23 protein-coding genes are annotated in these 24184 nt (G+C 68.8%); 8 read left to right on the plus strand and 15 right to left on the minus strand.

Annotated features, from left to right (window positions below):
• Positions 1 to 40 precede the first annotated feature (40 nt).
• From ACSQ89_RS02790 to ACSQ89_RS02800, 3 genes are read right to left on the minus strand one after another with little or no spacing between them, the layout of a single operon-like run.
• Positions 41 to 964: an NAD(P)-dependent oxidoreductase gene (locus tag ACSQ89_RS02790; RefSeq protein ID WP_093105069.1), complete on the minus strand. Its 924-nt coding sequence runs from the start codon at positions 962 to 964 to the stop codon at positions 41 to 43.
• Between the two features lie 33 nt (positions 965 to 997).
• Entirely contained in the window at positions 998 to 1987 is a 990-nt protein-coding gene (locus tag ACSQ89_RS02795) for a Bug family tripartite tricarboxylate transporter substrate binding protein (RefSeq protein WP_436294408.1), read from the minus strand.
• A 33-nt stretch (positions 1988 to 2020) separates the two neighbouring features.
• Complete coding sequence (locus ACSQ89_RS02800; protein WP_436294409.1) at positions 2021 to 3508, minus strand: amidase; 1488 nt, start codon at positions 3506 to 3508, stop codon at positions 2021 to 2023.
• A 117-nt stretch (positions 3509 to 3625) separates the two neighbouring features.
• Between ACSQ89_RS02800 and ACSQ89_RS02805 the strand changes: the two genes are divergently transcribed.
• Positions 3626 to 4537 (plus strand): LysR family transcriptional regulator, encoded by a 912-nt coding sequence (locus ACSQ89_RS02805; protein WP_436296611.1) that lies wholly within the window; start codon positions 3626 to 3628, stop codon positions 4535 to 4537.
• A 26-nt stretch (positions 4538 to 4563) separates the two neighbouring features.
• On the opposite strand, the gene ACSQ89_RS02810 is transcribed toward ACSQ89_RS02805, so the two are convergent.
• Together ACSQ89_RS02810 and ACSQ89_RS02815 are read right to left on the minus strand one after the other, a co-directional pair.
• The gene (locus tag ACSQ89_RS02810) at positions 4564 to 5700 is read right to left on the minus strand and encodes a PilT/PilU family type 4a pilus ATPase (protein ID WP_436296075.1); all 1137 of its coding nucleotides are present in this window, start codon (positions 5698 to 5700) and stop codon (positions 4564 to 4566) included.
• 31 nt (positions 5701 to 5731) lie between these two features.
• Positions 5732 to 6775, minus strand: a complete 1044-nt coding sequence (locus tag ACSQ89_RS02815; protein WP_093105083.1) for a type IV pilus twitching motility protein PilT — start codon at positions 6773 to 6775, stop codon at positions 5732 to 5734.
• Between the two features lie 39 nt (positions 6776 to 6814).
• Here ACSQ89_RS02815 and ACSQ89_RS02820 point away from each other — a divergent pair, with 39 nt between their 5' ends.
• Entirely contained in the window at positions 6815 to 7510 is a 696-nt protein-coding gene (locus ACSQ89_RS02820) for a YggS family pyridoxal phosphate-dependent enzyme (RefSeq protein ID WP_436294412.1), read from the plus strand.
• Here the strand turns inward: ACSQ89_RS02820 and ACSQ89_RS02825 are convergent.
• Both ACSQ89_RS02825 and ACSQ89_RS02830 read right to left on the minus strand, forming a co-directional pair.
• Positions 7503 to 8198: a hypothetical protein gene (locus tag ACSQ89_RS02825; RefSeq protein WP_436294413.1), complete on the minus strand. Its 696-nt coding sequence runs from the start codon at positions 8196 to 8198 to the stop codon at positions 7503 to 7505. The two genes, ACSQ89_RS02820 and ACSQ89_RS02825, sit on opposite strands and share 8 nt — an antisense overlap.
• Positions 8199 to 8286: 88 nt before the next feature.
• Positions 8287 to 8766, minus strand: a complete 480-nt coding sequence (locus tag ACSQ89_RS02830; protein ID WP_093105092.1) for an Lrp/AsnC ligand binding domain-containing protein — start codon at positions 8764 to 8766, stop codon at positions 8287 to 8289.
• A gap of 93 nt (positions 8767 to 8859) precedes the next feature.
• Here ACSQ89_RS02830 and ACSQ89_RS02835 point away from each other — a divergent pair, with 93 nt between their 5' ends.
• From ACSQ89_RS02835 to ACSQ89_RS02850, 4 genes are all read left to right on the plus strand, one after another.
• Positions 8860 to 11823 (plus strand): L-glutamate gamma-semialdehyde dehydrogenase, encoded by a 2964-nt coding sequence (locus ACSQ89_RS02835; protein WP_436294414.1) that lies wholly within the window; start codon positions 8860 to 8862, stop codon positions 11821 to 11823.
• 85 nt (positions 11824 to 11908) lie between these two features.
• The gene (locus ACSQ89_RS02840; protein WP_436294415.1) at positions 11909 to 13180 is read left to right on the plus strand and encodes a Glu/Leu/Phe/Val family dehydrogenase; all 1272 of its coding nucleotides are present in this window, start codon (positions 11909 to 11911) and stop codon (positions 13178 to 13180) included.
• On the plus strand, positions 13177 to 13794 hold the full coding sequence (locus tag ACSQ89_RS02845) for a nucleoside/nucleotide kinase family protein (protein ID WP_436294416.1): 618 nt from the start codon (positions 13177 to 13179) through the stop codon (positions 13792 to 13794). The genes ACSQ89_RS02840 and ACSQ89_RS02845 overlap by 4 nt, the downstream gene beginning before the upstream one ends.
• Positions 13795 to 13889: 95 nt before the next feature.
• Positions 13890 to 14519: a DUF2242 domain-containing protein gene (locus ACSQ89_RS02850; RefSeq protein ID WP_436294417.1), complete on the plus strand. Its 630-nt coding sequence runs from the start codon at positions 13890 to 13892 to the stop codon at positions 14517 to 14519.
• A 4-nt stretch (positions 14520 to 14523) separates the two neighbouring features.
• On the opposite strand, the gene ACSQ89_RS02855 is transcribed toward ACSQ89_RS02850, so the two are convergent.
• From ACSQ89_RS02855 to senA, 7 genes are all read right to left on the minus strand, one after another.
• Positions 14524 to 14751, minus strand: a complete 228-nt coding sequence (locus tag ACSQ89_RS02855) for a hypothetical protein (RefSeq protein ID WP_093105107.1) — start codon at positions 14749 to 14751, stop codon at positions 14524 to 14526.
• 99 nt (positions 14752 to 14850) lie between these two features.
• Positions 14851 to 15765 (minus strand): arginase, encoded by a 915-nt coding sequence (gene rocF, locus ACSQ89_RS02860; protein ID WP_436294418.1) that lies wholly within the window; start codon positions 15763 to 15765, stop codon positions 14851 to 14853.
• A 22-nt stretch (positions 15766 to 15787) separates the two neighbouring features.
• The gene (gene phnE / locus ACSQ89_RS02865) at positions 15788 to 16606 is read right to left on the minus strand and encodes a phosphonate ABC transporter, permease protein PhnE (RefSeq protein WP_436296076.1); all 819 of its coding nucleotides are present in this window, start codon (positions 16604 to 16606) and stop codon (positions 15788 to 15790) included.
• Complete coding sequence (locus ACSQ89_RS02870; protein ID WP_436296077.1) at positions 16603 to 17436, minus strand: PhnE/PtxC family ABC transporter permease; 834 nt, start codon at positions 17434 to 17436, stop codon at positions 16603 to 16605. Before ACSQ89_RS02870 ends, phnE begins: the two co-directional genes overlap by 4 nt.
• Entirely contained in the window at positions 17433 to 18272 is an 840-nt protein-coding gene (locus ACSQ89_RS02875; protein WP_436294421.1) for a phosphonate ABC transporter ATP-binding protein, read from the minus strand. The genes ACSQ89_RS02870 and ACSQ89_RS02875 overlap by 4 nt, the downstream gene beginning before the upstream one ends.
• Before the next feature lie 16 nt (positions 18273 to 18288).
• Entirely contained in the window at positions 18289 to 19152 is an 864-nt protein-coding gene (locus tag ACSQ89_RS02880) for a putative selenate ABC transporter substrate-binding protein (protein WP_436294422.1), read from the minus strand.
• Between the two features lie 32 nt (positions 19153 to 19184).
• Positions 19185 to 20360, minus strand: coding sequence for a selenoneine synthase SenA (gene senA, locus ACSQ89_RS02885; protein WP_436294423.1), 1176 nt, complete (start codon positions 20358 to 20360; stop codon positions 19185 to 19187).
• Here senA and senB point away from each other — a divergent pair.
• Positions 20359 to 21360: a selenoneine biosynthesis selenosugar synthase SenB gene (gene senB / locus ACSQ89_RS02890; protein ID WP_436294424.1), complete on the plus strand. Its 1002-nt coding sequence runs from the start codon at positions 20359 to 20361 to the stop codon at positions 21358 to 21360. The genes senA and senB overlap by 2 nt on opposite strands.
• 25 nt (positions 21361 to 21385) lie before the next feature.
• The gene (selD, locus tag ACSQ89_RS02895; protein WP_436294425.1) at positions 21386 to 22447 is read left to right on the plus strand and encodes a selenide, water dikinase SelD; all 1062 of its coding nucleotides are present in this window, start codon (positions 21386 to 21388) and stop codon (positions 22445 to 22447) included.
• Here selD and ACSQ89_RS02900 read toward each other — a convergent pair.
• Positions 22437 to 24014, minus strand: a complete 1578-nt coding sequence (locus ACSQ89_RS02900) for a WS/DGAT/MGAT family O-acyltransferase (protein WP_436294426.1) — start codon at positions 24012 to 24014, stop codon at positions 22437 to 22439. The two genes, selD and ACSQ89_RS02900, sit on opposite strands and share 11 nt — an antisense overlap.
• Between the last annotated feature and the right edge of the window lie 170 nt (positions 24015 to 24184).

The raw sequence follows: 24184 nt of genomic DNA on the forward strand, positions 1-24184 counted from the left end.
TGGCGTAGCGACACGAAGTGCGCGAAGCCTGGGGGTGGGCTCAGCGCAGCCTGGTGATCAGGCTCGAGGTGTCCCACCTGTTTCCGCCGGCCTGCTGCACGTCGGCATAGAACTGGTCGACCAGCGCGGTCACCGGCAGCCGCGCGCCATTGCGCTTGGCTTCGTCGAGCACCAGGCCGAGATCCTTGCGCATCCAGTCGACTGCGAAGCCGTAGTCGAACTTGCCTTCGATCATGGTCTTGCCGCGGTTGTCCATCTGCCAGCTCTGCGCTGCGCCCTTGCCGATCACGGCCAGCACTTCGTTCATGTCCAGGCCGGCGCGCTGGCCGAAGGCGATCGCCTCCGACAGGCCCTGCACCAGGCCGGCGATCGCGATCTGGTTGACCATCTTCGCAAGCTGGCCTGCGCCGCTGTCGCCGAGCAGGGTGACGGCGCGCGCAAAGGCCGCGATCACCGGCTTGACGCGCTCGAAGGCCGCCTTGTCGCCGCCGCACATCACCGTCAGCACGCCGTTCTGCGCTCCGGCCTGGCCGCCGGAGACTGGAGCGTCGATGAACTGGAGGCCGCGTTCCAGCGCCGCCTTCGCGAGCTCGCGCGCGACATCGGCGGAAGCCGTGGTGTGGTCGACGAACACCGAGCCCTGGGCCATGCCCGCGAAGGCGCCGTCGTCGCCGAGCACGACCGAGCGCAGGTCGTCGTCGTTGCCGACGCAGCAGAAGACGATTGTTGCGCCCGCGGCGGCTTCGCGCGGCGTGGCCGCAGGGCGCAGCGCCCCCTTGGCCTGGGGCGCGAATTCCTTGTACCAGTCGGCGGCCTTCGCGGCCGTGCGGTTGTAGACCGCGACACTGTGGCCGGCCAGCGCAAGGTGGCCGGCCATGGGGTAACCCATCACGCCGAGGCCGAGAAAGGCGAGCTTGCGTGAGGGCGTGGAGTCGTAGGACTTGGAGGCAATGGAGGAGGTCATCGCTCGAGCTTATTCTGCTTTTTGCGGCCTCGATCAGTCCACCTTGATGTCCGAGCGCGCGGCCATGGCACGCATCCTGGGCAGTTCCTCTTCGATCCGTGCTTTCAGTGCCGCGCCGTTGCCGTAGGCGTAGGTTAAGCCGATGTCGGCCAGTTTCTTCCTCATCTCCGGCGTGCTCGCGACCTCGGCCAGGGCCTTCTCGAGCTTCTGCTGCACCGCAGGCGGAAGGCCGGCCGGCGCCACAAGGGCGAACCAGGTGCCCATGGCGAAGCCCGGATAACCGCTCTCGGCCACGGTCGGCACCTGGGGCAGCAGGGGCAGGCGCTGCGCCGAGAGCACCGCGATCGGCTTGATCTTGCCGGCCTTGATCAGCGGAGTGGCCGCCACCACGGTGTCGACCGCCACCTGCACCTGGCCGCCCATCAGCGCGGTGAGGCTGGGGGCGCTGCCGTTGAAGGGAACATGCACCATGCGGATGCCGGCCGCCGACTTGAGCATTTCGCCGCCGAAGTGCACGGAGGAGCCGGTGCCGAAGGAGCCATAGGAGAACTTGTCCGGCGCCGCCTTGGCCTGCGCGACGATGTCCTTGAGCGTGCTGCCGGCGGTGGTGTCGCCGGCCACCAGGATCAGGCTCATGTCGGCGACCATGCCGATGGGCGTGAAGCTGCGGATGGGGTCGTAGGGCAGCGACTGGCGGATCGCCGGGTTCAGTGTGAGCGTCGTGCTGGCGCCCAGCAGCAGCGTGTAGCCGTCCGGTGGCGCCTTCGCGACGATCGAGGCCGCGATCACCGTGCTGGCGCCGGGCTTGTTCTCCACCACCACGGGCTGGCCCAGCTTCTCGCCGAGGCCGATCGCCAGCATGCGGCCCAGCACATCGGTGGCGCCACCGGGCGCAAAGGGCACCAGCAGCTTGATCGGCCGTGCCGGATAACCGTCCTGGGCGAAGGCGCCGGTGCATGCGGCGGCCAGCGTGCAGGCGGTCAGAAGAAACTGGAGGAAGCGGCGCAGGGGTGGCGTGCTCATGTGAGCTCCTGTGGAGAGGGAAAGTGGAAGAAGTCAGGCCAGCAGCGGGCTCGGCACGCGCGCATGGCCGCTGGCCTGGTCGTAGGCATGGCCGATCTCCAGCACGGCCGCATCGGCCTGGGCCGGGCCGATGATCTGGATGCCCGCAGGCAGGCCGCCGGGCCCGAAGCCCGCCGGCGCGGCCAGCGCCGGCAGTCCGGCCATGGTGGCGGGCACCACGGCCTGCATCCAGCGGTGGTAGGTGTCCATGGCGCGTCCGTCGATGGCGTGCGGCCAGTCCAGGCCGGCATCGAAGGGGAACACCTGGGCCGCGGGCATCACGAGGAAGTCGAACTGTTCGAACAGGCCGCGCAACACCTGGTACCAGGCCGAGCGCTCGCTGGCGGCGCGGTAGACCTCCTGGCCCGAGAGCCGAAGGCCGCGCTCGATTTCCCATACCGCTTCGGGCTTGAGCAGCGCGCGCGTGGCCGGGTCGTGATAGAGCGCCGCGTTGGCGCCCGTGAAGGAAAAGCTGCGCAGGTCGATCCAGGCGCGCCACAGGCGTTCGAAGTCGAAGTCCGGCAGCACGGGTTCGACCGTGCAGCCGATGGTCTCGAAATGCCTCAACGCCTGCGCACAGGTGCCCAGCAGGCCGGGCTCGGTCGGCAGGTGGCCGCCCAGATCGCCGAGCCAGCCGATGCGTGCGCCGCGGAAGTCTCGTTCCAGGGCGCCGGTGAACGCGGCGGGGTCGTCCTGCCGGCGGGTGAGCGGGAGGCGAGGATCGAAGCCGGCCTGCACCGACAGCAGCAGGGCCAGGTCGGGAATGTTGCGCGCCATCGGGCCGGCGACACTGAACTGCTGAAAGAAGACCTCCTCGGTCGGGCCGTGCGGCACGCAGCCGACGGAGGTGCGCAGGCCGTACACGTTGTTGAAGGCCGAGGGCGTGCGCAGCGAGCCCATCATGTCCGAGCCGTCGGCCAGCGGCAGCAGGCGCAGCGCCACGGCCACGCCTGCGCCGCCGCTGCTGCCGCCGGCGGAGCGCGAGGGATCGAAGGCATTGCGGGTGGTGCCGTAGACCGGGTTGTAGGTGTGGCCGCCGAGCCCGAATTCGGGCGAGTTGCTTCGGCCGATGAAGATCGCACCCCCGCGGCGCATGCGCTCGAACACCACGGCATCGGTTGTCGACACCTTGCCGCTGAAGATCGGGGAGCCGCGCGTCGTGACCATGCCGGCCGCCGGCATGATGTCCTTGGGCGCCTGCGGAAAGCCGTGCAGCAGGCCCAGGCTCTCGCCGCGCGCGAGCTGCGCGTCGCGCTCCGCGGCCAGCCGGCGAAGCGCGTCGCGATCCTGCAGCGCGACGATGGCATTGACCTTCGGGTTGAGCCTGTCGATCTGCGCGAGGTAGGCGTCCAGCACCTCGGCGCAGGAAAGCTCCCTAGCGTGGATGGCGCGAGACAGCGCGGTCGCTTCCAGCGCCACGATGTCGGAGGAGGGCGCGCCAGTGGCGCGCGCGCCGGTCGGCGAAGCGGGTTTCAACAGCATGTTCGGCAGCGGCAGGATGGATGCACGGGCGCAGGATAGGGCAGGCCCCAGCCTTTGAACAATCGCTGTTTTTTCCAGTTATCTTTGCAATTTACGCAAACCGGACCCGCCGTGCCCATGCTGTCCCATCGCCTGCAGGAAACCTCGCTGCGCTACTTTCTCGAAGTGGTGCGCTGCGGCTCCCTCACCGAGGCCGCGGTTCGCCTGAACGTGACCGCCTCGGCCATCAGCCGCCAGGTCGCGATACTGGAAGACCTGCTGGGCGTGCCGCTGTTCGACCGCCGGCCGCGCGGCATGGTGCCCAGCGCCGCGGGCGAGTTGCTGGCCGCGCATGCCCGGCGCGGAGCGCTGGAAGCCGATCGCGTGGTTTCGGACATCCAGGGCCTGCAGGGGCTGCGCCGCGGGCGGGTGCGCATCGCCAGTTCCGCGGGCTTTGCGATTGAGTTCCTGCCGCGCGCCATCGCGGAGTTCCGCGAGCGTTACCCGGGCATCCAGTTTCATCTCAGAGTGGCCAGCCCGATGGACGTCACCACCGCCGTGCTGCACGGTGATGCAGACATCGGCCTGACCTACAGCCGCACGGCCGAGCAAGGCATCCGGATCGAACACCGGCAGCCGGCCTCCGTGCTGGCCATCATGCGGCCCGACCATGCGCTGGCCCGCCTTCGCAGCGTGACGCTGGCCCAGATGCGCGCTTTCCCGATCGCGCTGCCCGAGGGCGACAACACCGTGCGCCAGCTCTTCGATATCGGCTGCAGCGAGCGCCGCATGGTGTTCGAGCCGGTGCTGGTCAGCAACCATTTCGAGACGCTCACCAACTTCGTGCTGTACGGCGGCGGCCTGTCCATCTCCGGCGAGATCACGGTGCGCGATCGGGTGCGGCGCGGCGAGTTGCACGCCGCCGAGATCCGCGAGCGCGGCATGCGCGGCCGCGCGATCGAGCTGCAAACCCTCACCGGCCGCACGCTGCCGGAGGTGGTTCGAACCTTCCTGGGCTTTCTGCGCGAACAGCTGCCGGCGCCGGCTTGAGCGCTCCGAACCGGCCCGCGGTGCTGCTAGACGATCGCGAAGTGCTCGGTGCCCGCGGACAAGTCGGTGCTGCGCGCGCGCTGGCTGTTGAGCTTGATCTGCAGGCGCAGGTCGTTGGCCGAGTCGGCGTTGCGGATCGCTTCTTCGAAGGAGATCGCATTGCCTTCGAACAGGTCGAACAGCGCCTGGTCGAAGGTCTGCATGCCGAGGTTGCGGCTCTTCTTCATGATCTCCTTGATCTCGCCCACTTCGCCCTTGAAGATCATGTCGGCAATTAGCGGCGTGTTGAGCAGGATCTCGACCGCGGCGATGCGGCCATGGCCGTCTTCGGTCGGGACCAGGCGCTGCGAGATCAGCGAGCGCAGGTTCAGCGAAAGGTCCATCAGGAGCTGGGCGCGGCGCTCCTCGGGGAAGAAGTTGATGATCCGGTCCAGCGCCTGGTTGGCGCTGTTGGCGTGCAGCGTGGCCATGCACAGGTGGCCGGTCTCGGCGAAGGCCACCGCGTGCTCCATGGTCTCGCGGTCGCGGATCTCGCCCATCAGGATCACGTCGGGCGCCTGGCGCAGCGTGTTCTTGAGCGCGGCTTCCCAGCTGTCGGTGTCGATGCCGACTTCGCGCTGCGTCACCACGCAGTTCTTGTGCGGGTGCACGAACTCGACCGGATCTTCCACCGTCACGATGTGGCCGTAGGAGTTCTCGTTGCGCCAGTCGATCATCGCGGCCAGCGTGGTCGGCTTGCCCGAGCCGGTAGCGCCCACCAGGATGGTGAGGCCGCGCTTGGTCATCGCCACGTCCTTGAGCACCTGCGGCATGCCGAGCGCATCGATGGTCGGCAGCTTGGCCGGAATGGTCCGCAGCACCATGCCCACCTTGCCCTGCTGCACGAAGGCATTGACGCGGAAGCGGCCGATGCCGGTAGGCGAGATCGCGAAGTTGCACTCCTTGGTGCGCTCGAACTCGGCCGTCTGGCGGTCGTTCATGATCGAGCGCGTGAGCGCCAGCGTGTGCTGCGCGCCGAGGGCCTGCTGCGAGACCTTGGTGATCTTGCCGTCGACCTTGATCGCGGGCGGAAACTCGGCCGTGATGAAAAGATCGCTGCCGTTGCGGCTCACCATGAGCTTGAGGAGTTCGTTGATGAACTGGCTGGCCTGATCGCGTTCCATGTCGGTACTCCGGTGCGGGCGGGGCTGTTCTTCAGCCCGGGAAATTCTCGGGAATCTTGGCCTTGCCGCGCGCTTCGGCCGCGGAAATGACGCTGCGACGCACCAGGTCGGTCAGGTTCTGGTCGAGGGTCTGCATGCCCTGGCCGCTGCTGGTCTGGATCGTCGAGTACATCTGCGCGACCTTGCCTTCGCGAATCAGGTTCCGGATCGCGGAGGTGCCGAGCATGATCTCGTGCGCCGCCACCCGGCCCTGGCCGTCCTTGGTCTTGCACAGTGTCTGCGAAATCACGGCCTGAAGCGACTCCGACAGCATGGCGCGGATCATTTCTTTCTCCTCGCCGGGGAACACGTCGATGATCCGGTCGATGGTCTTGGCGGCCGAGGAGGTGTGGAGTGTGCCGAACACCAGGTGGCCGGTTTCGGCCGCGGTCATCGCGAGGCGAATGGTTTCGAGGTCGCGCATTTCGCCGACCAGGATGGCGTCCGGGTCTTCGCGCAGCGCCGAGCGCAGCGCGTTGGCGAAGGAGAGCGTCATCGGCCCGACTTCGCGCTGGTTGATCAGGCACTTCTTCGACTCGTGCACGAACTCGATCGGGTCTTCCACCGTCAGGATGTGGCCGTACTCGGTTTCGTTCAGGTAGTTGACCATCGCCGCCAGCGTGGTCGACTTGCCCGAGCCGGTGGGCCCGGTCACCAGCACCAGGCCGCGCGGCTTGAGCGCGAGGTCGCCGAAAATCTTCGGCGCGTTGAGCTGCTCCAGCGTGAGGATCTTCGAAGGAATGGTCCGGAACACCGCCGCCGCGCCGCGCGCCTGGTTGAAGGCGTTCACGCGGAAGCGCGCCAGGCCGTCGATCTCGAACGAGAAGTCGACCTCGAGGAATTCTTCGTAGTGCTTGCGGTGCGTGTCGCTCATGATGTCGTACACCATGGCGTGCACCGCCTTGTGATCGAGCGCGTCGACGTTGATGCGCCGCACGTCGCCATGGACCCGGATCATGGGCGGCAGGCCGGACGACAGATGCAGGTCCGATGCCTTGTTCTTGACGCTGAAGGCCAACAGTTGGGTGATGTCCACGAAGCTCCTCGGTGACGTTTTGATACGCTTTTGACGATTATGACGATGATTGGTGACAAGCTCCAGCAAGTTCGGGCCCGGATCGTGACGGCATGCACGGCGGCCGGCCGCAATCCGGCGAGCGTGCGCTTGCTTGCGGTGTCCAAGACCCTCCCCGCCGAGGCCGTGCGCGAGGCCCGCGCCGCCGGACAGATTGCCTTCGGCGAGAACTACGTGCAAGAGGGGGTGGCCAAGATCCAGGCACTGGCCGATCTGCGCAGCGAGCTCGAATGGCACTGCATCGGCCCTCTGCAGAGCAATAAGACGCGGCCCGTGGCCGAGCATTTCGACTGGGTGCACAGCGTCGATCGCCTCAAGATCGCCGAGCGCCTGGCCGAGCAGCGGCCGGCGCATCTGCCGCCGCTTCAGGTGTGCCTGCAGGTCAACGTGGACGGCGGCGCCAACAAGTCCGGCGTGCCGGCCGAGGAGGCCCTGCAATTGGCGCGGGCTGTGGCGGCCTTGCCACGCTTGCGGCTGCGCGGGCTGATGGCGATCCCGGAGCCGGCGCCGGATTTCGAGGCGCAGCGCGCGGTGTTCCTGCATGCGGCGGTGCTTTTCGAGACATTGCGCACGGCGGGCCTCGAGCTCGACACGCTTTCGCTGGGCATGTCGGCCGACCTCGAAGCGGCGGTCGCGGCCGGCAGCACGATGGTGCGGGTGGGCACGGCGATCTTCGGGGGGCGGGTGTCTACTTGACGAGGGCGTTCCCCACCACAAAGATAAATGCCGTCACAGGGAAACAAAAGACGAAGAACAAGAGGCCGGCGCCCATCGACCGCAGCCGCGAGAGTCGATTCAGCTCTCGATAGGCGCCCCATCCGGCAAAGATCCACGCGAGCATGGCGCCGAATACGGCGAATTGCACCAGCAGCGACGCCCGGTAGGCGGAGCTTGCGAGCAATCGCTCCTTGTTCTCGATGAGGAAAGCCGCAAGATTGCCAGCGTATGCGGCGTCGTGCAGTTCCTTGAACAGAGCGGGATCGAAGGCCCTGATCGTCCCGGCAAAGCCCAGATAAAGACCTGTCGCGAGGAGCAGGAGAACGCCGGCGTAGTAGAAGTGGATAGTCAGGAATTTCTGAAGTCCTGCCCTGCCTCCGGCAACGCGCCACGCCAGGTACAGCGCAGTTCCATACGCCAGGACGTTCATCAGGGCAAACACGCTGTCGGTGCCGAGCTCGAGCAAGGGGTCGCCCCGACTCAAGGGGATCTTCAGGATCCAGCCGATCGCAAAGGAAATCGCCAGGAAGATCAGTGCTTTCTGCGTCGCCGATTCGTCGCTGGAAAGACGTTCGGCGATGAAGCGTTTCGGCCCGGTCAACAGAGGAAAAAGAGCCTCGAAGTAGGTCGGGATCAGACCGACGAGCCTTTCAAAGATCTCTTTCATGCTTTGCGCTCTTGGTTGCTCCTGGCCCAAGACAGCGGCGCAATGGCGCTTGCGCCGCCGGGGATTGTGCGCGCGCGCTGGCCGCAAGTCACATCGAGAGTGGAATCCGCGCGCTGCTTTTCACCTCTTCCATCACCGCATAGGTCCGCGTCTCGCGCACGCCCGGCAGCTGCCACAGCACCGTGCCCGCGAACTCGCGGTAGGCCGCCATGTCGGCCATGCGCGTCTTGAGCAGGTAGTCGAAGCCGCCCGCGACCATGTGGCATTCCATGATCTCGTCGCGCACCTGCACCGCGGCCTTGAACTGATCGAACACGTTGGGGGTGGTGCGGTCGAGCAGCACCTCGACGAAGACGGTGAAGCCGCGGCCGAGCTTGTGCGGATCGAGCCGGGCCTCGTAGCCCTGGATGAAGCCCTCGCGCGTGAGCCGCTGCACGCGCGCCAGCACGGCGGTGGGCGATAGCGAGACGGTCTCGGCCAGCTTGAGGTTGGAAATGCGTCCATCCTCCTGAAGAATCTTCAGGAGTTTCATATCGATCCGATCCAGACTGGCTGCTTCAGTGCTCATGACTGGAGAATTATCCAGCGAAAGGCCGATATTTGGTGAATAACTCGGCGGCGAAAGGCGGACCATCGCTGCATCGATACCGGAGCTTTTCCCATGCGCCTGCCTACCCCCTATCGGCCGGAAGCCGACATCGTTTCGCACCGCCTCGCAGCCCTGAAGGGTGCGCTCGACTGGACCGCGGCGGCCGGTGCCGCCGCGCCCTGGGTGCGTGCCGTGCGCGACCGGCCGCCGCCCTTCTGGGCCATGGAAAGCCTGCTGCGCGAGTACCCGATCTCGAGCGCTGAGGGCCTGGCGCTGATGCGCCTGGCCGAAGCGCTGCTGCGCGTGCCCGATGCCGAGACCGCCATCGCGCTCACCGCAGACCAGTTGGGCCGCGCCGATTTCGAGGGTGCCGCCGACTCGACCTTGTCGCGCCTGTCCTCCTCCGCGATCGCGCTGTCGAAGAGGTTCCTGCCCGACCCCGGGCACCCCGGATCGGAGCCCGGCCTGATGGCCCGCCTCGGCGCGCGCACCGTGGTCGCCGCCACGCTGCGCGCCGTGCAACTGCTGGGCCGCCAGTTCGTGCTGGGCCAGACCATCGAAGAGGCGATGGCCGAGGCCCGATCGGCGCACAGAAAGCAGGAGGCCCTGCGCTTCAGCTACGACATGCTGGGCGAGGGCGCGCGCACCGATGTCGATGCGCTTCGCTACCTCGACAGCTACGTCAACGCGATCCGGTCCATCGCGGCCGGCGCCGACAGCGGGGGCACGCCCGAGCACAACGACGGCATCTCGATCAAGCTCAGCGCGCTGCATCCGCGCTATGAAGATGCGCAGCGCGAACGCGTGATGCGCGAACTGGTGCCGCGCGCGTGGCAGCTGTGCGAACTCGCGGCCGATGCGAATCTCAACCTCACCGTCGACGCCGAGGAGGTCGACCGGCTCGAGCTCTCGCTCGAGGTGTTCGAAGTGCTGGCCGCCAAGGTGGCGGCCGAGCGTCCGCAATGGCGCGGCTTCGGCCTTGCGATGCAGGCCTACCAGACGCGCGCGCTGGAACTGGTCGAGCACATCACCGCGATCGCCCGCAAGTATCGGCTGCGCCTGATGTGCCGCCTGGTCAAGGGCGCCTACTGGGATGCCGAGATCAAGCGCGCCCAGGAGCTGGGCCTGCCGCACTACCCGGTGTTCACGCACAAGCACCACAGTGACATCAGCTACCTGGCCTGCGCGCGCGCGCTGCTGGCCGCGCCCGATGCGGTCTACCCGCAGTTCGCGACGCACAACGCGGGGACCATTGCGGCCATTCTCCAGATGGCCGGAGACACCCCTTTCGAACTGCAACGCTTGCACGGCATGGGCGAGGGCGTCTATCGCGAGGTGATGAAAAGCACCACCGCGCCGGTGCGCATCTATGCGCCGGTAGGCCAGCACAAGGACCTGCTGGCCTACCTGGTGCGCCGGCTGCTGGAGAACGGCGCCAACTCCTCCTTCGTCAACCAGCTGGGCGACGAGGCGATCGCGATCGACGAGCTGCTGGTCTCGCCGCTGTGGCTGGAGCGCGATGCCTCGCTGCCGCTGCCGAGCACGCTCTACGGTCCGCCGCCGGCACGCCGCAACAGCAACGGCGTGGATCTGGCGGTCGAATCGATGCGTGCGCCGCTTCTTGCCGCCTACGATGAATGCACCGTGCCGGCCGTGGCCGAGTTCGACGCGCAGCGAGCCGCCCACGCAGTGGCCGTTTCGGCGGCCAGCTATCGCACGTGGAGCAAGACCCCGGTCGCGCAACGCGCCGCGGTGCTGCGCCGCGCGGCCGATGCGCTCGATGCCGAGCTGCCGCGCTTCTGCGCCTTGCTGGTCAAGGAAGCCTTCAAGACCTGGGGCGATGCGGTCGCCGAGGTGCGCGAGGCGGTCGACTTTCTGCGCTACTACGCCGACGAGGCCGAGCGCGTCATGCGGCCGGTCGTGCTGCCCGGCCCCACCGGCGAGAGCAACGAACTGCGGCTGACGGGCCGCGGGCCCTGGGTCTGCATCAGCCCCTGGAATTTCCCGCTCGCGATCTTCCTGGGCCAGGTGGCGGCCGCGCTCGCGACCGGCAACACGGTGCTGGCCAAGCCGGCCGAGCAGACGCCGGCCGTCGCCCTCGAAGCCGTCCGGCTGCTGCATGCGGCGGGCGTGCCGGCCGATGCGGCGCAACTGCTGCACGGCCCCGGCGAGACCGTCGGCGCCGCGCTGGTGGCGGCGCCCGGTGTGGCCGGCGTGGTGTTCACCGGCTCGACCCAGGTGGCGAAGATCATCCACCGCGCGCTGGCCGCCAAAGACGGCCCGATCGTGCCGCTGATCGCCGAGACCGGCGGCATCAACGCGATGGTCGTCGACTCCAGCGCGCTGCCCGAGCAGGTGGTCGATGCGGTGGTGCAGAGCGCCTTCCGCTCGGCCGGCCAGCGCTGCTCGGCGCTGCGCCTGCTGCTCTTGCACGAGAGCATCGCCGACGGCGTGATCGAGATGATCCGCGGCGCGGCGCAGGAGCTTGCGGCGGGCGACCCGTCCGAGCTCGCGACCGACGTCGGCCCGGTGATCGACCGCGAAGCCTTCGAGGGCATCCAGCGCCACCTGCAGCGCCTGAATGCGGAAGCCCGCGTGCTGGTCGCGCCGGCGTCCTCCGCACCGGCGGTGGCCAACCTGATCGCGCCGCATGCCTACCTGCTGCCCTCCATCGAGCGCGTGAAGACCGAGATCTTCGGCCCGGTACTGCACATCGTGCGCTGGTCGGGCGAGCCGCAGGCCGTGATCGACCAGATCAACGCGCTCGGCTTCGGCCTCACGCTCGGCATCCAGACGCGCATCGACAGCCGTGCCCAGGCCATGGCTGCGCGCGCCCACGTGGGCAACATCTACGTCAACCGCAACATCATCGGCGCGGTGGTCGGCGTGCAGCCCTTCGGCGGCGAGGGCCTGAGCGGCACCGGCCCGAAGGCGGGCGGGCCGTACTACCTGCTGCGCTTCTGCGCGGAGCAGACGCTCACCATCAACACCACCGCGGCCGGCGGCAATGTCGCGCTGCTTGCCGCAAGCGCATAAGGGGCAACGCAACGCGCATAGGCCATGGCGCAGCGGGCGCCGCGCAGCTATCGTCCGCCGCATCCCAACAGCAACCAGGAGTGCCATGAGCGCCGATCTGTCCTACGTTCAACCGACCGCCAACAGCCCGTGGGGCACCTATCTCTCGCAGGTCGACCGCGTCGTTCCCTACCTGGGCGGCCTGGCCCGCTGGGTCGAGACGCTCAAGCGCCCCAAGCGCGCGCTGATCGTCGACGTGCCAATCGAGATGGACGACGGCACCATCGCCCACTTCGAGGGCTACCGCGTGCAGCACAACATGTCGCGCGGCCCGGGCAAGGGCGGCGTGCGCTTCCACCCCGACGTGACGCTCGAAGAAGTGATGGCCCTGTCGGCCTGGATGACGGTGAAGACCGCCGCGGTGAACCTGCCCTACGGCGGCGCCAAGGGCGGCATCCGCGTCGATCCGAAGAAGCTTTCGCTGCAGGAACTCGAGAAGGTCACGCGTCGCTACACCAGCGAGATCGGCATCATCATCGGCCCGCAGCAAGACATCCCGGCGCCCGACGTCAACACCAACGCCCAGATCATGGCGTGGATGATGGACACCTACTCGATGAACGTCGGCGGCACCGCCACCGGCGTGGTCACCGGCAAGCCGCTGCACCTGGGCGGCTCGCTGGGCCGCGTCAAGGCCACCGGCCGCGGCGTCTTCGTCACCGGCCGCGAGGCGGCGCGGCGCCTCGGGTTGGAGCTGCGCGGCGCGCGCATCGCGGTGCAGGGCTTCGGCAACGTGGGCTCGGTCGCGGCCGAGCTGTTCGCCGAGGCCGGCGCCAAGATCGTCGCGGTGCAGGACCACACCGGCACCATCGTCAACAGCAAGGGCCTCGATCTGAAAGAACTGGTGCCGCTCTCGCGCACCGAGGGCGTGGTGGGCTTCAAGGGCGGCGACGTCATCAACAACGAGGCCTTCTGGGAAATCCCCTGCGACATCCTGATCCCGGCCGCGCTGGAAGGCCAGCTGACCGCCGAGCGCGCGCAGAAGACGACTGCCAAACTGGTGCTCGAAGGCGCCAACGGCCCGACCGTGCCGACGGCCGACGACATCCTGGCCGAGCGCGGCGTGCTCGTGGTGCCCGACGTGATCTGCAATGCAGGCGGCGTGACGGTGAGCTACTTCGAGTGGGTGCAGGACTTCTCCTCCTTCTTCTGGGACGAGGACGAGATCAACGTGCGGCTCGACCGCATCATGATGAACGCGCTCAACCACATCTGGGACACGGCCGACAAGCACAGGATCACGCTGCGCACGGCGACCTTCGCGGTGGCCTGCGAGCGCATCCTGATGGCACGGCAGGAACGCGGCCTCTATCCATGACGCCTGACTACAGCGCGCACATCGATGCCCTGTTGGCCGATGGCCGGCGCAAGCTGCTCGGCCTGGTCGGGGCGCCCGGCTCGGGCAAGTCGACGCTCGCGCTGGCGCTCCGGCACGCCCTGCCCGGGCGCGCGCAGGTGGTGCCGATGGACGGGTTCCACCTGGCCAACGCGGAGCTGCAGCGGCTGGGCCGGGCCGATCGCAAGGGTGCGCCCGACACCTTCGACAGCGCGGGCTATGTCGCGCTGCTGCGGCGCCTGCGCGAGCAGCGCGAGGACGAGATCGTCTACGCGCCCGAATTCCGGCGCGAGATCGAGGAACCGATCGCAGCTGCGATCGCGGTGTTGCCGCAGACGCAGCTGCTCATCACCGAAGGCAACTACCTGCTGCTGCAGGAAGGCCCGTGGGCCGAGGTTGCGCCCTTGCTCGACGAGGTCTGGTACGTGGAAGTCGACGACGGCCTGCGCATGGAGCGCCTGGTGCAGCGCCACCAGCAGTTCGGCCGCAGCCGCGAAGCCGCGCTGGCCTGGGTGGCAGACACGGACGAGCCCAACGCGCGCCGCATCGCCGCCACGCGCGGCCGGGCGCACCGCGTGATTCATCGCGACGCCTGAGGCGGGAACGCGGCGCGGATCAGGACGTCCAAAAGAAGCCGGTTACGCCGGTGGCATGCCGCTAGCATCTGCGGCTCGCCCATTCCGATGCTTCGATGCCTGTCATGCGCCTTTCGTCTTCATGCACCGCCGCCGCGCTGCTGTTCTCGCTCCTCCTGGCGGGCTGCATCTCGCCTGCCAAGCGCGTCTCCTACGACCCCGAGGAGTTCGATTCGACCACCACGCACACGCGCGTCTTCCGCGCCACGCAGGCGCAGACCTGCGAGGCCGCGCGGCGCGCGCTCTTGAGCCAGGGTTATCTGGTGACGGCGGCGAATGCCGACCTGGTGGCCGGCCGCAAGAGCTTCCAGCCGACCGGCGAGGTGCATGTCGAGGTCGAATTGCGCGTGGTCTGCGCGCGCGAGGGCAGCGCCAACAGCACGGTCGCCTTCGCCAGCGCGCTGCAGGACCGCTACAGCCTGAAGAAGGTCAACAACTCGGCGAGCGTGGGCGTGGGCGCGCTGGGTTCCCTGTCGCTGCCGTTCTCGTCCAGCGACGATGCGCTGGTCAAGGTGGCCAGCGAGACGCTGACCGACGTACGTTTCTACGACCGCTTCTTTGCCTTGATCGACCGCTTTCTCGTGCCCGAATCGGTCGAGGTCACGCCGGTCGCGCCGCCCGAGCCGCCGAAGCCGAGCACCGACGCGCCGCTGCGGCCGGTGCCCCTGTCGTCTTCCCGAGGTTGAGAACTCAAAGCGCGACCGAGCGCGCCGCGTAGGCCGGCAGACCAGTCAATCCGCAGAGGCGCTGCAGCACGCCGTAGCCCTGCGCCAGAGCCGCGGAATAGGTGGCGAAGGCGCGGTCGGCGCGGTGCAGCGGCTCGAAATGGCCGTCGTGGCGCACGTCCTCGTGAATCACCCAGTAGTAGGAACCGTCAAAGGGTTGTTCCACCAGCAAGCCAATCTTTCGCACGTCCATCTCGGTACTCCGTTTTCAAAATGAGTACTAAAGAATGTAAGACTATGTGTCTATTTGGCGGAGGTGAAAAAGTCACGCTCCGGTGGCTTTTGCGCTCCCTCAGCGCACCAGTGTCGACTTGCCGAACAGGCTCTCGATCAGTTCCACCGCCACTTCCGCCGTGCGGTTGCGCACGTCCAGCGCCGGATTGAGTTCGACCACGTCGAGCGAACCCAGCCGGCCGGTGTCGGCGATCATCTCCATGCACAGCTGCATCTCGCGCCAGGTCGGCCCACCGCGCACGCCGGTGCCGACGCCCGGCGCGTAGTCGGGGTCCAGGCAGTCGAGGTCGAAGCTCACGTGCAGGTGCGTGTCTTCGTCGATGTCCTGCAGCGCCTCGGTCATGGTCGTGCGCATGCCGTGCTCGTCGATGTGGCGCATGTCGAACACGTGCAGCCCGAGCGCGCGGATCGCGGCCTTCTCGTCGGCGTCGACGCTGCGGATGCCGAGGAAGCGGATCGCGTCGTGCTCGAGCGCTGCGGCCTCGCCGCTCCAGCCGGTCAGCGCCGCCGGCCCGTGGCCGAGCAGGCAGGAGACCGGCATGCCGTGGATGTTGCCGCTCGGGCTGGTGCGCTCGGTGTTGACGTCGGAGTGCGCGTCGAGCCACAGCACGCGCAGCTTCTTGCGGCGCTGGCGCGCATGCCAGGCGATGGCGCTGATCGAGCCGATCGCGAGGCAGTGGTCGCCGCCCATCAGCAGCGGCAGGTGGCCGGCACGCAGCGCCTCGTCGACGGCGGCGTAGACCGATCGATTCCAGGTCACCACCTCGTCGAGATGGCGCAGCCCGTTCGCCGGCTCGGTCCAGGGCGTGGCCGGCCCGGCCAGGTTGCCGCGGTCGACGATCGCGAAGCCGAGTCGCGCGAGGGTGCCGGCGATGTCGGCGACCCGCAGCGCATCGGGCCCCATGCCGGCGCCGCGCACGCTGGCGCCGATGTCGGTGGGCGCGCCGATCAGCTGGATGGTGGGAGTGTTCATTGGAAAAAACCTCCGATGGATATCAGGCGTAGGCCGGAGCCAGTCCGCGGCGCAGTCGGCTGCTCGCGCTGTCGACGATGAAAACCAGCACGAACATGGCGCCGATCACAGTCGACGCCTGTGCCTGCTGGAACAGCGAAAGATGAAAGTACAGCATCTGCCCGAGCCCGCCGGCGCCGACGAAGCCGAGCACCGCCGCCATGCGGATGTTCATCTCCCAACGGTACAGCGTATAGGCCAGCCATTGGGGCCAGACCAGCGGCAGGCTGCCATAGGCGAAGGCCGCGACCGCGCCGCCGCCGGCATCGAGCAGCGCGCGCTCCGGCGCTTCGGGCACGTTCTCCAGCGTTTCGCCGAAGAGCCGGCCGAACACGCCGGTGATGTGCAAAGCGAGCGCCAGCACGCCCGCGAAGGGGCCGAGCCCGGCCGCGAGCACCATCAGCGCGGCCCACACCAGCTCGGGCACGCTGCGCAGGAAGTTCAGCACGAAGCGCGAGGCCTGGCGCAGCGCCAGCCCGAAGCGCCCCGAGGCGGGCAACGCCAAGGCGGCGCCGCCCAGCATCGCGAGCAGCGTTCCGAGCGCCGACATCGCGAGCGTCTGCAGCGCGCCCCAGGCCGTCTTGGCCAGGAAGGCGGGCGAGAGGTCGGGCGGGAAGAACTCGGCGATGAACTTCGCCATCGCCGCGATCGACTCGCGCGCGAACAGGGCGCGGAAGTCGATGCCGAGGTAGATGAAGCTCGCGACCACCGCGATCGCCACCGCGGAAGTCGCCGCGATGCAGCCGAGGCAGGGCCCGGCGGCCCGCGCGCGCTCGGAAGCCGTCGGCTGCACCGGGTTCATGCCAGCCACTTTCTAAGCACGGCGCTCAGCGCATCGGCTAACAGGACCAAGAGCAGGAACACGATCAGGATGCTGCTGGCCTCGCCGCCGTTGAGCATCTTCATCGACTGGTCCATCAGCTGGCCGAGTCCGCCGGCGCCGACGAAGCCCATCACGACCGAGGCGCGCACCGCGCATTCCCAGCGGTAGATGGTGTAGGAGACCAGCTCCTGCGCGGCGCCCGGCAACAGGGCGTAGAACAGCGCGGCGACGCGCCCGCTGCCGGCCTCCAGCAGCGCCCGCGCGGGCCGCGTGTCGCCCGACTCGAGGATCTCCGCGTAGACCTTGCCGAGCATGCCGCCGTAGGTGATCGCCAGCGCGAGCACGCCGGCCGCCGGGCCGAGGCCGAGGGCGCGCACCAGCACCAGCGCCCAAACCACTTCGGGGATGGCGCGCAGCAGGGTGAGCACGCCGCGCGCTGCCGTGCGCACCGCCTGGCCGCGCCAGCGCCCCGGCCCGGGGCCGATGCGCGAGATCGACAGCGCCTGCGTCACCGCGAAGGCCAGCGGCACGGCGAGCACGAAGGCGAGCGCGACGCCGGCCGTGGCCATGGTGAGGGTTTCCAGCGTCGCGCGCGCCAGCAGGCCGAGGAAGTCGGCCGACAGCGCCGGTGGCAGGAAGCCGGCCAGGAAGCCGCCCATCACGCGCAGGCTGGCGGGGGCCAGCAGCGCCTGCGGCTTGAACTCTGCGATCACCAGCATCGGCCACAACACCAGCAACCCGAGCAGCAGCGCGCCGAGGCGCCGGCGTGCGAGCGGATCGCGCATTGCGGGCGGGCTCGCGGCACTCATCGGCAGGCGGCCGGAAGCACGGGCTCGCGGCTGCCGCGTTCGATGTCGTTGAAGCCGCCCTGTGCCTGGGTCGGCAGCACACCGCCTTCGGTGGCGTAGAGCTCCTGCAGCATCGCGCGGCTGACCGCCGCGGCCGGTGCGTCGAACACCACCACGCCGGCGCGCAGGCCGACGATGCGATCGAACCATTTCAAGGCCAGGTCCACCGCATGCAGCGAGGCCACCAGCGTCGCGCCGGTGGCTTCGCTCTGCGCGATCAGTTCGCCGACCGCCATGTCGGCCAGCGCGGGGTCGAGCGCGGAGACCGGCTCGTCGGCGAGCATCAGTTCGGGCGCCTGGTAGAGCACGCGCGCCATGCCGACGCGCTGCAGCTGGCCGCCCGAAAGCCGGTCGCAGCGATCGAACAGCCGGTCGGCCAGGTCCAGCCGCGCGAGCGCGGCCTGCGCGCCGGCGATGTCGCTCGGCACCAGCAGCGAGACCAGCGCGCGAGCGCTCGACCAGGCGCCGAGCCGGCCCGCGAGCACTGCCGTGATCACGCGCAGGCGCGGCGGGATCGGCGGCGCCTGGTGGGCGAGGCCGATGCGTGCGCGCAGCGCCTTCAGCGGCCGGGCCCCGAGCTGCCATGGCCGCGCGCCCAGGAGCTCGACGCGGCCCTCGCTCGCGCGCAGCGCGGTCGCCGCGATGCGCAGCAAGCTGGTCTTGCCCGCGCCCGATGGACCGATGACGGCCACGCGTGCGCCGCGTTCGACGGCCAGCGTCACGCCTTGCAGCGCGCGCTGGCCGTTGAGATGCACGAGGCCGACATCCTCGAGCGCCAGCGCGGCTTCGGCGTTCAACGGCTGCCCCAAGCCCTTACTTGATGAGGCCGGCGGACTTGGCAGCGGCTTCGATGCCGGCGTAGTTCGAGGCCTTGGTCGGGATGAACTTCGAGGCGCGCTGCAGCGCCAGGATCTCCTTGTGCTCCGGATTCGCCGCGTCGAGCTTGAGGAAGGCATCGGCGAGCTTCTTCGTCGTCGCGGCATCGAGGCCGGGCCGCACGGTCCAGTTGTAGTCGTAGTAGGGCGCCGTGGTCGCCAGCACGCGCACCTTGGCGGCGTTGGGGTTGGCCGATTCGATCAGCTTGTCCATCACCGAGGCGTTCAGCACGCCGGCCTCGGCCCGGCCCGCGGCCACGAAGGCCACAGTGGCATCGTGCGCGCCCGAGAACGCGACGGTCTTGAAGTCCTTGTCGGGATTGATGCCGGCCTGCAGCAGGAAATAGCGCGGCATCAGGTGGCCCGAGGTCGAGGAGGGCGAACCGAAGGCGAAGGTGGCGCCTCGGAGATCGGCCAGCGTCTTGGCCTTGCTGTCGGTCGGCACGATGAACTTGCTGGTGAACTTCTCGTCCTCGGCGCGCTGCACGATCGGCACGGCCGCGCCGTTGGTGCGCAGCTTGGCCTGCACGAAGGTGAAGCCGCCAAGCCAGGCCAGGTCGATCTTGTTGGTGGCCAGGCCCTCGACCACCGCGGCGTAGTCGGTGACGGGCGTGAACTGGATGTCGAGGCCGGTTTCCTTCTTCACGTAGTCGCCGAGCGGCTTGAACTTGCGCTGCAGCTCGGTGGGCGCCTCGTCGGGAATGGCCGACACGCGCAGTACGCCGCTCTGCGCATGGACAGGCGTGCCGGCGGCGAATGCGAGCAGGGAGAAGAGGGCGAGCTGGAGGAGTTGTCGTTTCATGGCGCGCTGCCGGTTGGAGGGAGGGCTGCAGTTTAAGGAGCGGCGGTCCGGAAGCCCGCGAAGACGTCGTTGCGATCGGGCTGGAAGAAGTTGCGGTAGCGGAGGTCGTGCAGCCGCGCATGGGTGGCGAAGGCCCCGCCGCGCAATTCGCGATGGTCGCCGAACCAGGGGGCGGAATAGTCGCGATAGGGCCCGGCCGCGAAACCCGCGTAGGGTTCGAAAGTGCTGGCCGTCCATTCCCATACGCTGTGTCCCCAGGCGAAGTCGGGCTGCGAGGCGGCCGCATGTTCCCATTCGGCGGCCGTGGGCAGGCGGCGTCCGGCCCAGCGCGCATAGGCTTCGGCCTCCCAGGCGCTGAGATGGATCACGGGCTGGTCGGGGTCTAGCGGCAGCCAGCGGTCGAACCATCGCGTCTGCCATTGCGGCTGCCGGCGCCAGCGCGCGGGATGGCTGCGCGACTGCGCCGCGCGCCAACGGCCTGCATCGCCGGGCCAGAAGGCCGGATCGTCGTAGCCGCCGGCCTCGACGAAGCGCAGGTACTGGCCGGCCGTGACCGGCGTGGCATCGATCTCGAAGGCGGCCAGGGGAACAGGATGCTCCGGCAGCTCGTTGTCGAAGGCGAAGCCGTCGCGGGTCGCCGGCCAGCCGATGCGAACCTGCGCGGCGGGCACGCTGATCGCGGGCGCCGCGGCGAGGCGCGGCAGGGCCAGGCCCGCGGGTACGCCGTAGCCCAGCGTCGCGCGCAGCCAGGCGAAGGCCTCGCCATGCATGTCCTCGTGGAACAGCGCCAGGCGGTGGAAGTACAGGGCCTCGTCGCTGTCGCCTTGACTCGCGAGCGCGGCGAGACAGGCGTCGAGTTGCGCGTCGAGCCGCGCGCCGAGCTCGTGACGAGAAGGCAGTGGCGCAGCCCAGCGCGCGATGTGGGAGAGACGCGCCGAATCGAACAGCGCATCGGGGCCCGCCAGGCGTGCGGGCTCGCTGGCCTGAACCCAGCCGTCGGTGTCGACCGTGTGCGGGCCGCGCAGCACCCAGAATTCGGCGAACCATGCGAGGTGCGCCAGCTCCCAGGCGACCAGGTTCACGCCGGGTTGCTGAGGCACGCGCCATTGCGCTTCGCTCAGGTCGAAGGTCCAGGCGCGCGTGCGCTCGCGGCACTCGCGCAGCGCGGCCGCGAGCGCTTCGCCGGCGAGCGTTCGCGCCTCAGCCATGATCACGCAGGACACGCGGGCCTGCCAGAATGCGCCGGTGGCCAAACCGCATGTCCTGATCGTTTCGCCGGCGCTGGCGGATGCCAACAACGGCAACTGGCGCACCGCCTCGCGCTGGGCGCAGTTCCTGTCGGGGGTGGCCGAGGTCGACATCGCGCGCGCCTGGGACGGTGGCCATTGCGACGCGATGATCGCGCTGCATGCGCGCCGCTCCGCCGATTCGATCGCGCGCCTCTACGCAGCGCGACCGGAATGCCCGATCGCGCTGATCCTGACCGGCACCGACGTGTACCGCGATATCGACGAAAGCAAGGCAGCGCAGCATTCGCTCCAGTGTGCCAGCCAACTCGTGGTGTTGCAGCCCGATGCGCTCGATCGCCTTGGTGCCGGCGAACGCGCCAAGACCCGCGTGATCCTGCAATCGGCCAGCCGCATGCGCCGCCGCGACGGCGCCCGCAGCAGGGTCGACCTGGTGGCGGTCGGCCATCTGCGCGACGAGAAAGACCCGCTCACCCTGATGGCTGCGACGCGCCGACTGCCTCCGGAGACGCCGATCCGCATCGTGCACATCGGCGACGCGCTGGCGCCGGAGCTGGGCGAAGCGGCGCGCCGCACCATGGCCGAGTGCCCGCACTACCGGTGGCTCGGCGGGCTGCCGCGCGAAGCCGCGCGGCGCTGGATCGCGCGCGCCGGCGCACTGGTGCACATGAGCCGCATGGAGGGTGGCGCGCAGGTGGTGATCGAGGCCGTGCGTTCGGGCGTGCCGGTGCTGGCGAGCCGCATCGGCGGCAATCTGGGCCTGCTGGGCGAAGACTACGAGGGCTGCTTCGCCGCCGGCGACGACGCGGCCCTTGCCGCGCTGATGCAGCGCTTCGCGGCAGAGCCTGCATTCGCGGCTCGCCTGGCAGCGCAGTGCGCGCTGCGCGAGCCCGATTTCACCCCACAGGCCGAACGCCAAAGCGTGCGGCGCCTGCTGCGCGATCTGCTCGCGCCACCATAATCGTCGCGACTCACGAAAGCGCCACATGAACGATCGCATCCTCTCTCCAGGCATCCGGCTCACCAGCTTCTCCCACGGCGGCGGCTGCGGCTGCAAGATCGCGCCGGGCGTGTTGTCGGAAATCCTGCGCAACAGCGGCGGGGGCCTGATTCCGCCCGAGCTCATGGTCGGCATCGAGACCGCCGACGATGCGGCGGTCTACCGGCTCAACGACGAGCAGGCGCTGATCGCCACCACCGATTTCTTCATGCCGATCGTCGACGACCCCTTCGACTTCGGCCGCATCGCGGCGACCAATGCGATCAGCGACGTGTACGCGATGGGCGGCACGCCGATCATGGCGCTCGCGCTGGTCGCGATGCCGGTCAACCAGCTGCCGGTGGAGGTGATCGGCGAGATCGTGCGCGGCGGCCAGGCGGTCTGCCGCGAAGCCGGCATCCCGATCGCGGGCGGCCACACCATCGACTCGGTCGAGCCGATCTACGGCCTGGTGGTGATGGGCCTGGTGCATCCGGACAAGGTCCGGCGCAACGCCGATGCCAAGGCCGGCGACCTGCTCGTGCTCGGCAAGCCGCTGGGTGTGGGCGTGCTCTCGGCCGCGTTGAAGAAAGAGAAGCTCGATGCCGAGGGCTATGCGCAGCTGATCGCCAACACCACGCGGCTCAACAAGCCCGGCATCGCGCTGGCCGCGCTCGAAGGCGTGCATGCGCTGACCGACGTGACCGGCTTCGGTCTGGCGGGCCACACGCTCGAGATGGCGCGCGGCGCCGGGCTCCGGGCGGTGATCGACTGGCCGCAGGTGCCGCTCTTGCCGCGTGTCGCCGAAATGGCGGCGCAGGGCTTCGTGACCGGCGCCTCGGGGCGAAACTGGGCCGGCTATGGCGCCGAGGTGCAGCTCGATGCGGCGCTGCCGCCGGTGGTGCAGGACCTGCTGAGCGATCCGCAGACTTCGGGCGGCCTGCTCGTGAGCTGCGCGCCCGACACCGTCGATGAGGTGCTGGCCTTGTTCCATGCGCAGGGCTTCGAAGCCGCGCGCGTGATCGGCCGCATGGAAGCCGGGCCGGCCGGCCTGCGCGTCAGCGCGTAGCCGCGGCAGCGGTCGCCGTCCTCTTGCGCGCCGGCGCCTTGCGGACCGCGGCCTTGGCGGGCGCGGCTTTCTTGCGGGCAGGTACCTTGAGCGGCTTCGCAGCGTTGGCCGCCGTGGCGGCCGCCAGATGCGGGGTCGCCTCGGCGACCTCGAGCGACCTGATGCGCGCCAGGATCGCGTGGTGCTCTTCCAGCAGGTAGTCCGCGATGTCCTCCACGTCCGGCACCGCGCGGCGGCAGGCGATCAGGCCGAAGTCCAGCATGCCGTTGTAGCTCTGCACCGTCATGTTGAGCGCCATGCCATGGCTCGGGATCGACACCGGGTAGTAGGTCAAGAGCTTGGCGCCCGCGAAGTAGAGCGCGGTCTGCGCGCCCGGCACGTTCGAGATCACCACGTTGGCCACCGGCGGCAGCCGGTCCGCCAGCCGGGAGCGGCCGTACATCGAGGCCAGGCCCGACATCAGCCAGGGCGCGCCGAAGGAAGGGAAGTCGGTCGGGATCGCGGCCTTGATGCTGCCCATCAGGTTCTTCGCGGCGGCCGAGGATTCGGAGATGACCTTGATGCGCTCGATCGGATCGGCGACGTCGGTCGCCAGCGTCATGACGGTCATCGAGACCTGGTTGTTCGACGAAGTGTCGCCCGGCGCGCGCAGCGTGACCGGGATGGCTGCGCTCATCGGCTTCTTCGGCAGCTTGCCGTGGTCCGACAGGTAGCGCCGCAGCGCGCCGGCGCAGATGGCCATCACCACGTCGTTGAGGCTGGCGCCGAGCTTCTTGCCGGCCTGCTTGACTTCGGCCAGCGGGATCGAGCGCACCGCATAGGAACGCTGGTTGGTGATTGCCACGTTGAGCGGCGTGCGCGGGCCGAGCACGTTGAGATTCTTCGGCAGCGCCCAGGCCTTGCTGCCCTCGCTGGTCGGCTGCGGGACGATGAGGCTGCGCACCGCGCGCGCCATGTCGGGCAGCGTCTTCACCAGCTTCACGTACTGCTGCAGCGTGTTGGTGAAGGCGGCGCCCGCCAGTTCGGCCACGCCGAGCTGGTAGTTCCTGCGCCGCGCGATCTGCCGCGGCGCTTTGATGGGGTCGGGATGGGGCGTCAGATCCATGATCGCCTGCGCGAAGGCGGCGCCGGCCTGGCCGTCGATGCCGGCATGGTGCACTTTCGAGTACATCGCCATGCCGCCGCCCTGCAGGCCGTCGATCACGAAGAACTCCCACAGCGGCCGGCTGCGGTCCATCAGCGTCGAATGCAGGCGGCCCACGTACTGCTCCAGCTGCCGCATCGTGCCGGGTCGCGGCAGCGTGACGCGCCGCACGTGGTAGTCGAGATCGACATCGTCGTCTTCGACCCAGACGGGGTTGGAGAGCTCGAAGGGCATCAGCGCGAGCTTGCGCGTGAAGATCTCCGAGAGGTGCATGCGGCTCGCGATGTGCGCTTTCACGTCCTCGTAGAAATCGCCTTTGTAGCCGGCGGGCAGCTCCAGCAGGTGCAGGCCGCCGACGTGCATGGGCGTCTCCGGCGTCTCGGTGTGGAGGAAGGTTGCATCGAGGCCGCTCAGGTGTTTCATTCGGGTGTCCTGTGTCTTGCGCGTCAAAATGATCGGCAATGTGGGAGGCGCCGGATAGCGGGTAAGCCCCGAGGGCGTCTCGTCGTAGCATCGCGGGGGCCGAAGAAAATTGGGGCAGTTGGACTAACTATCGAACCGTTCTAGTTTTTCAGGCCTAGGCCTTTGCGAAG

It is taken from the genome of Variovorax sp. LjRoot175 (assembly GCF_964253805.1).
Lineage (GTDB): Bacteria > Pseudomonadota > Gammaproteobacteria > Burkholderiales > Burkholderiaceae_C > Variovorax.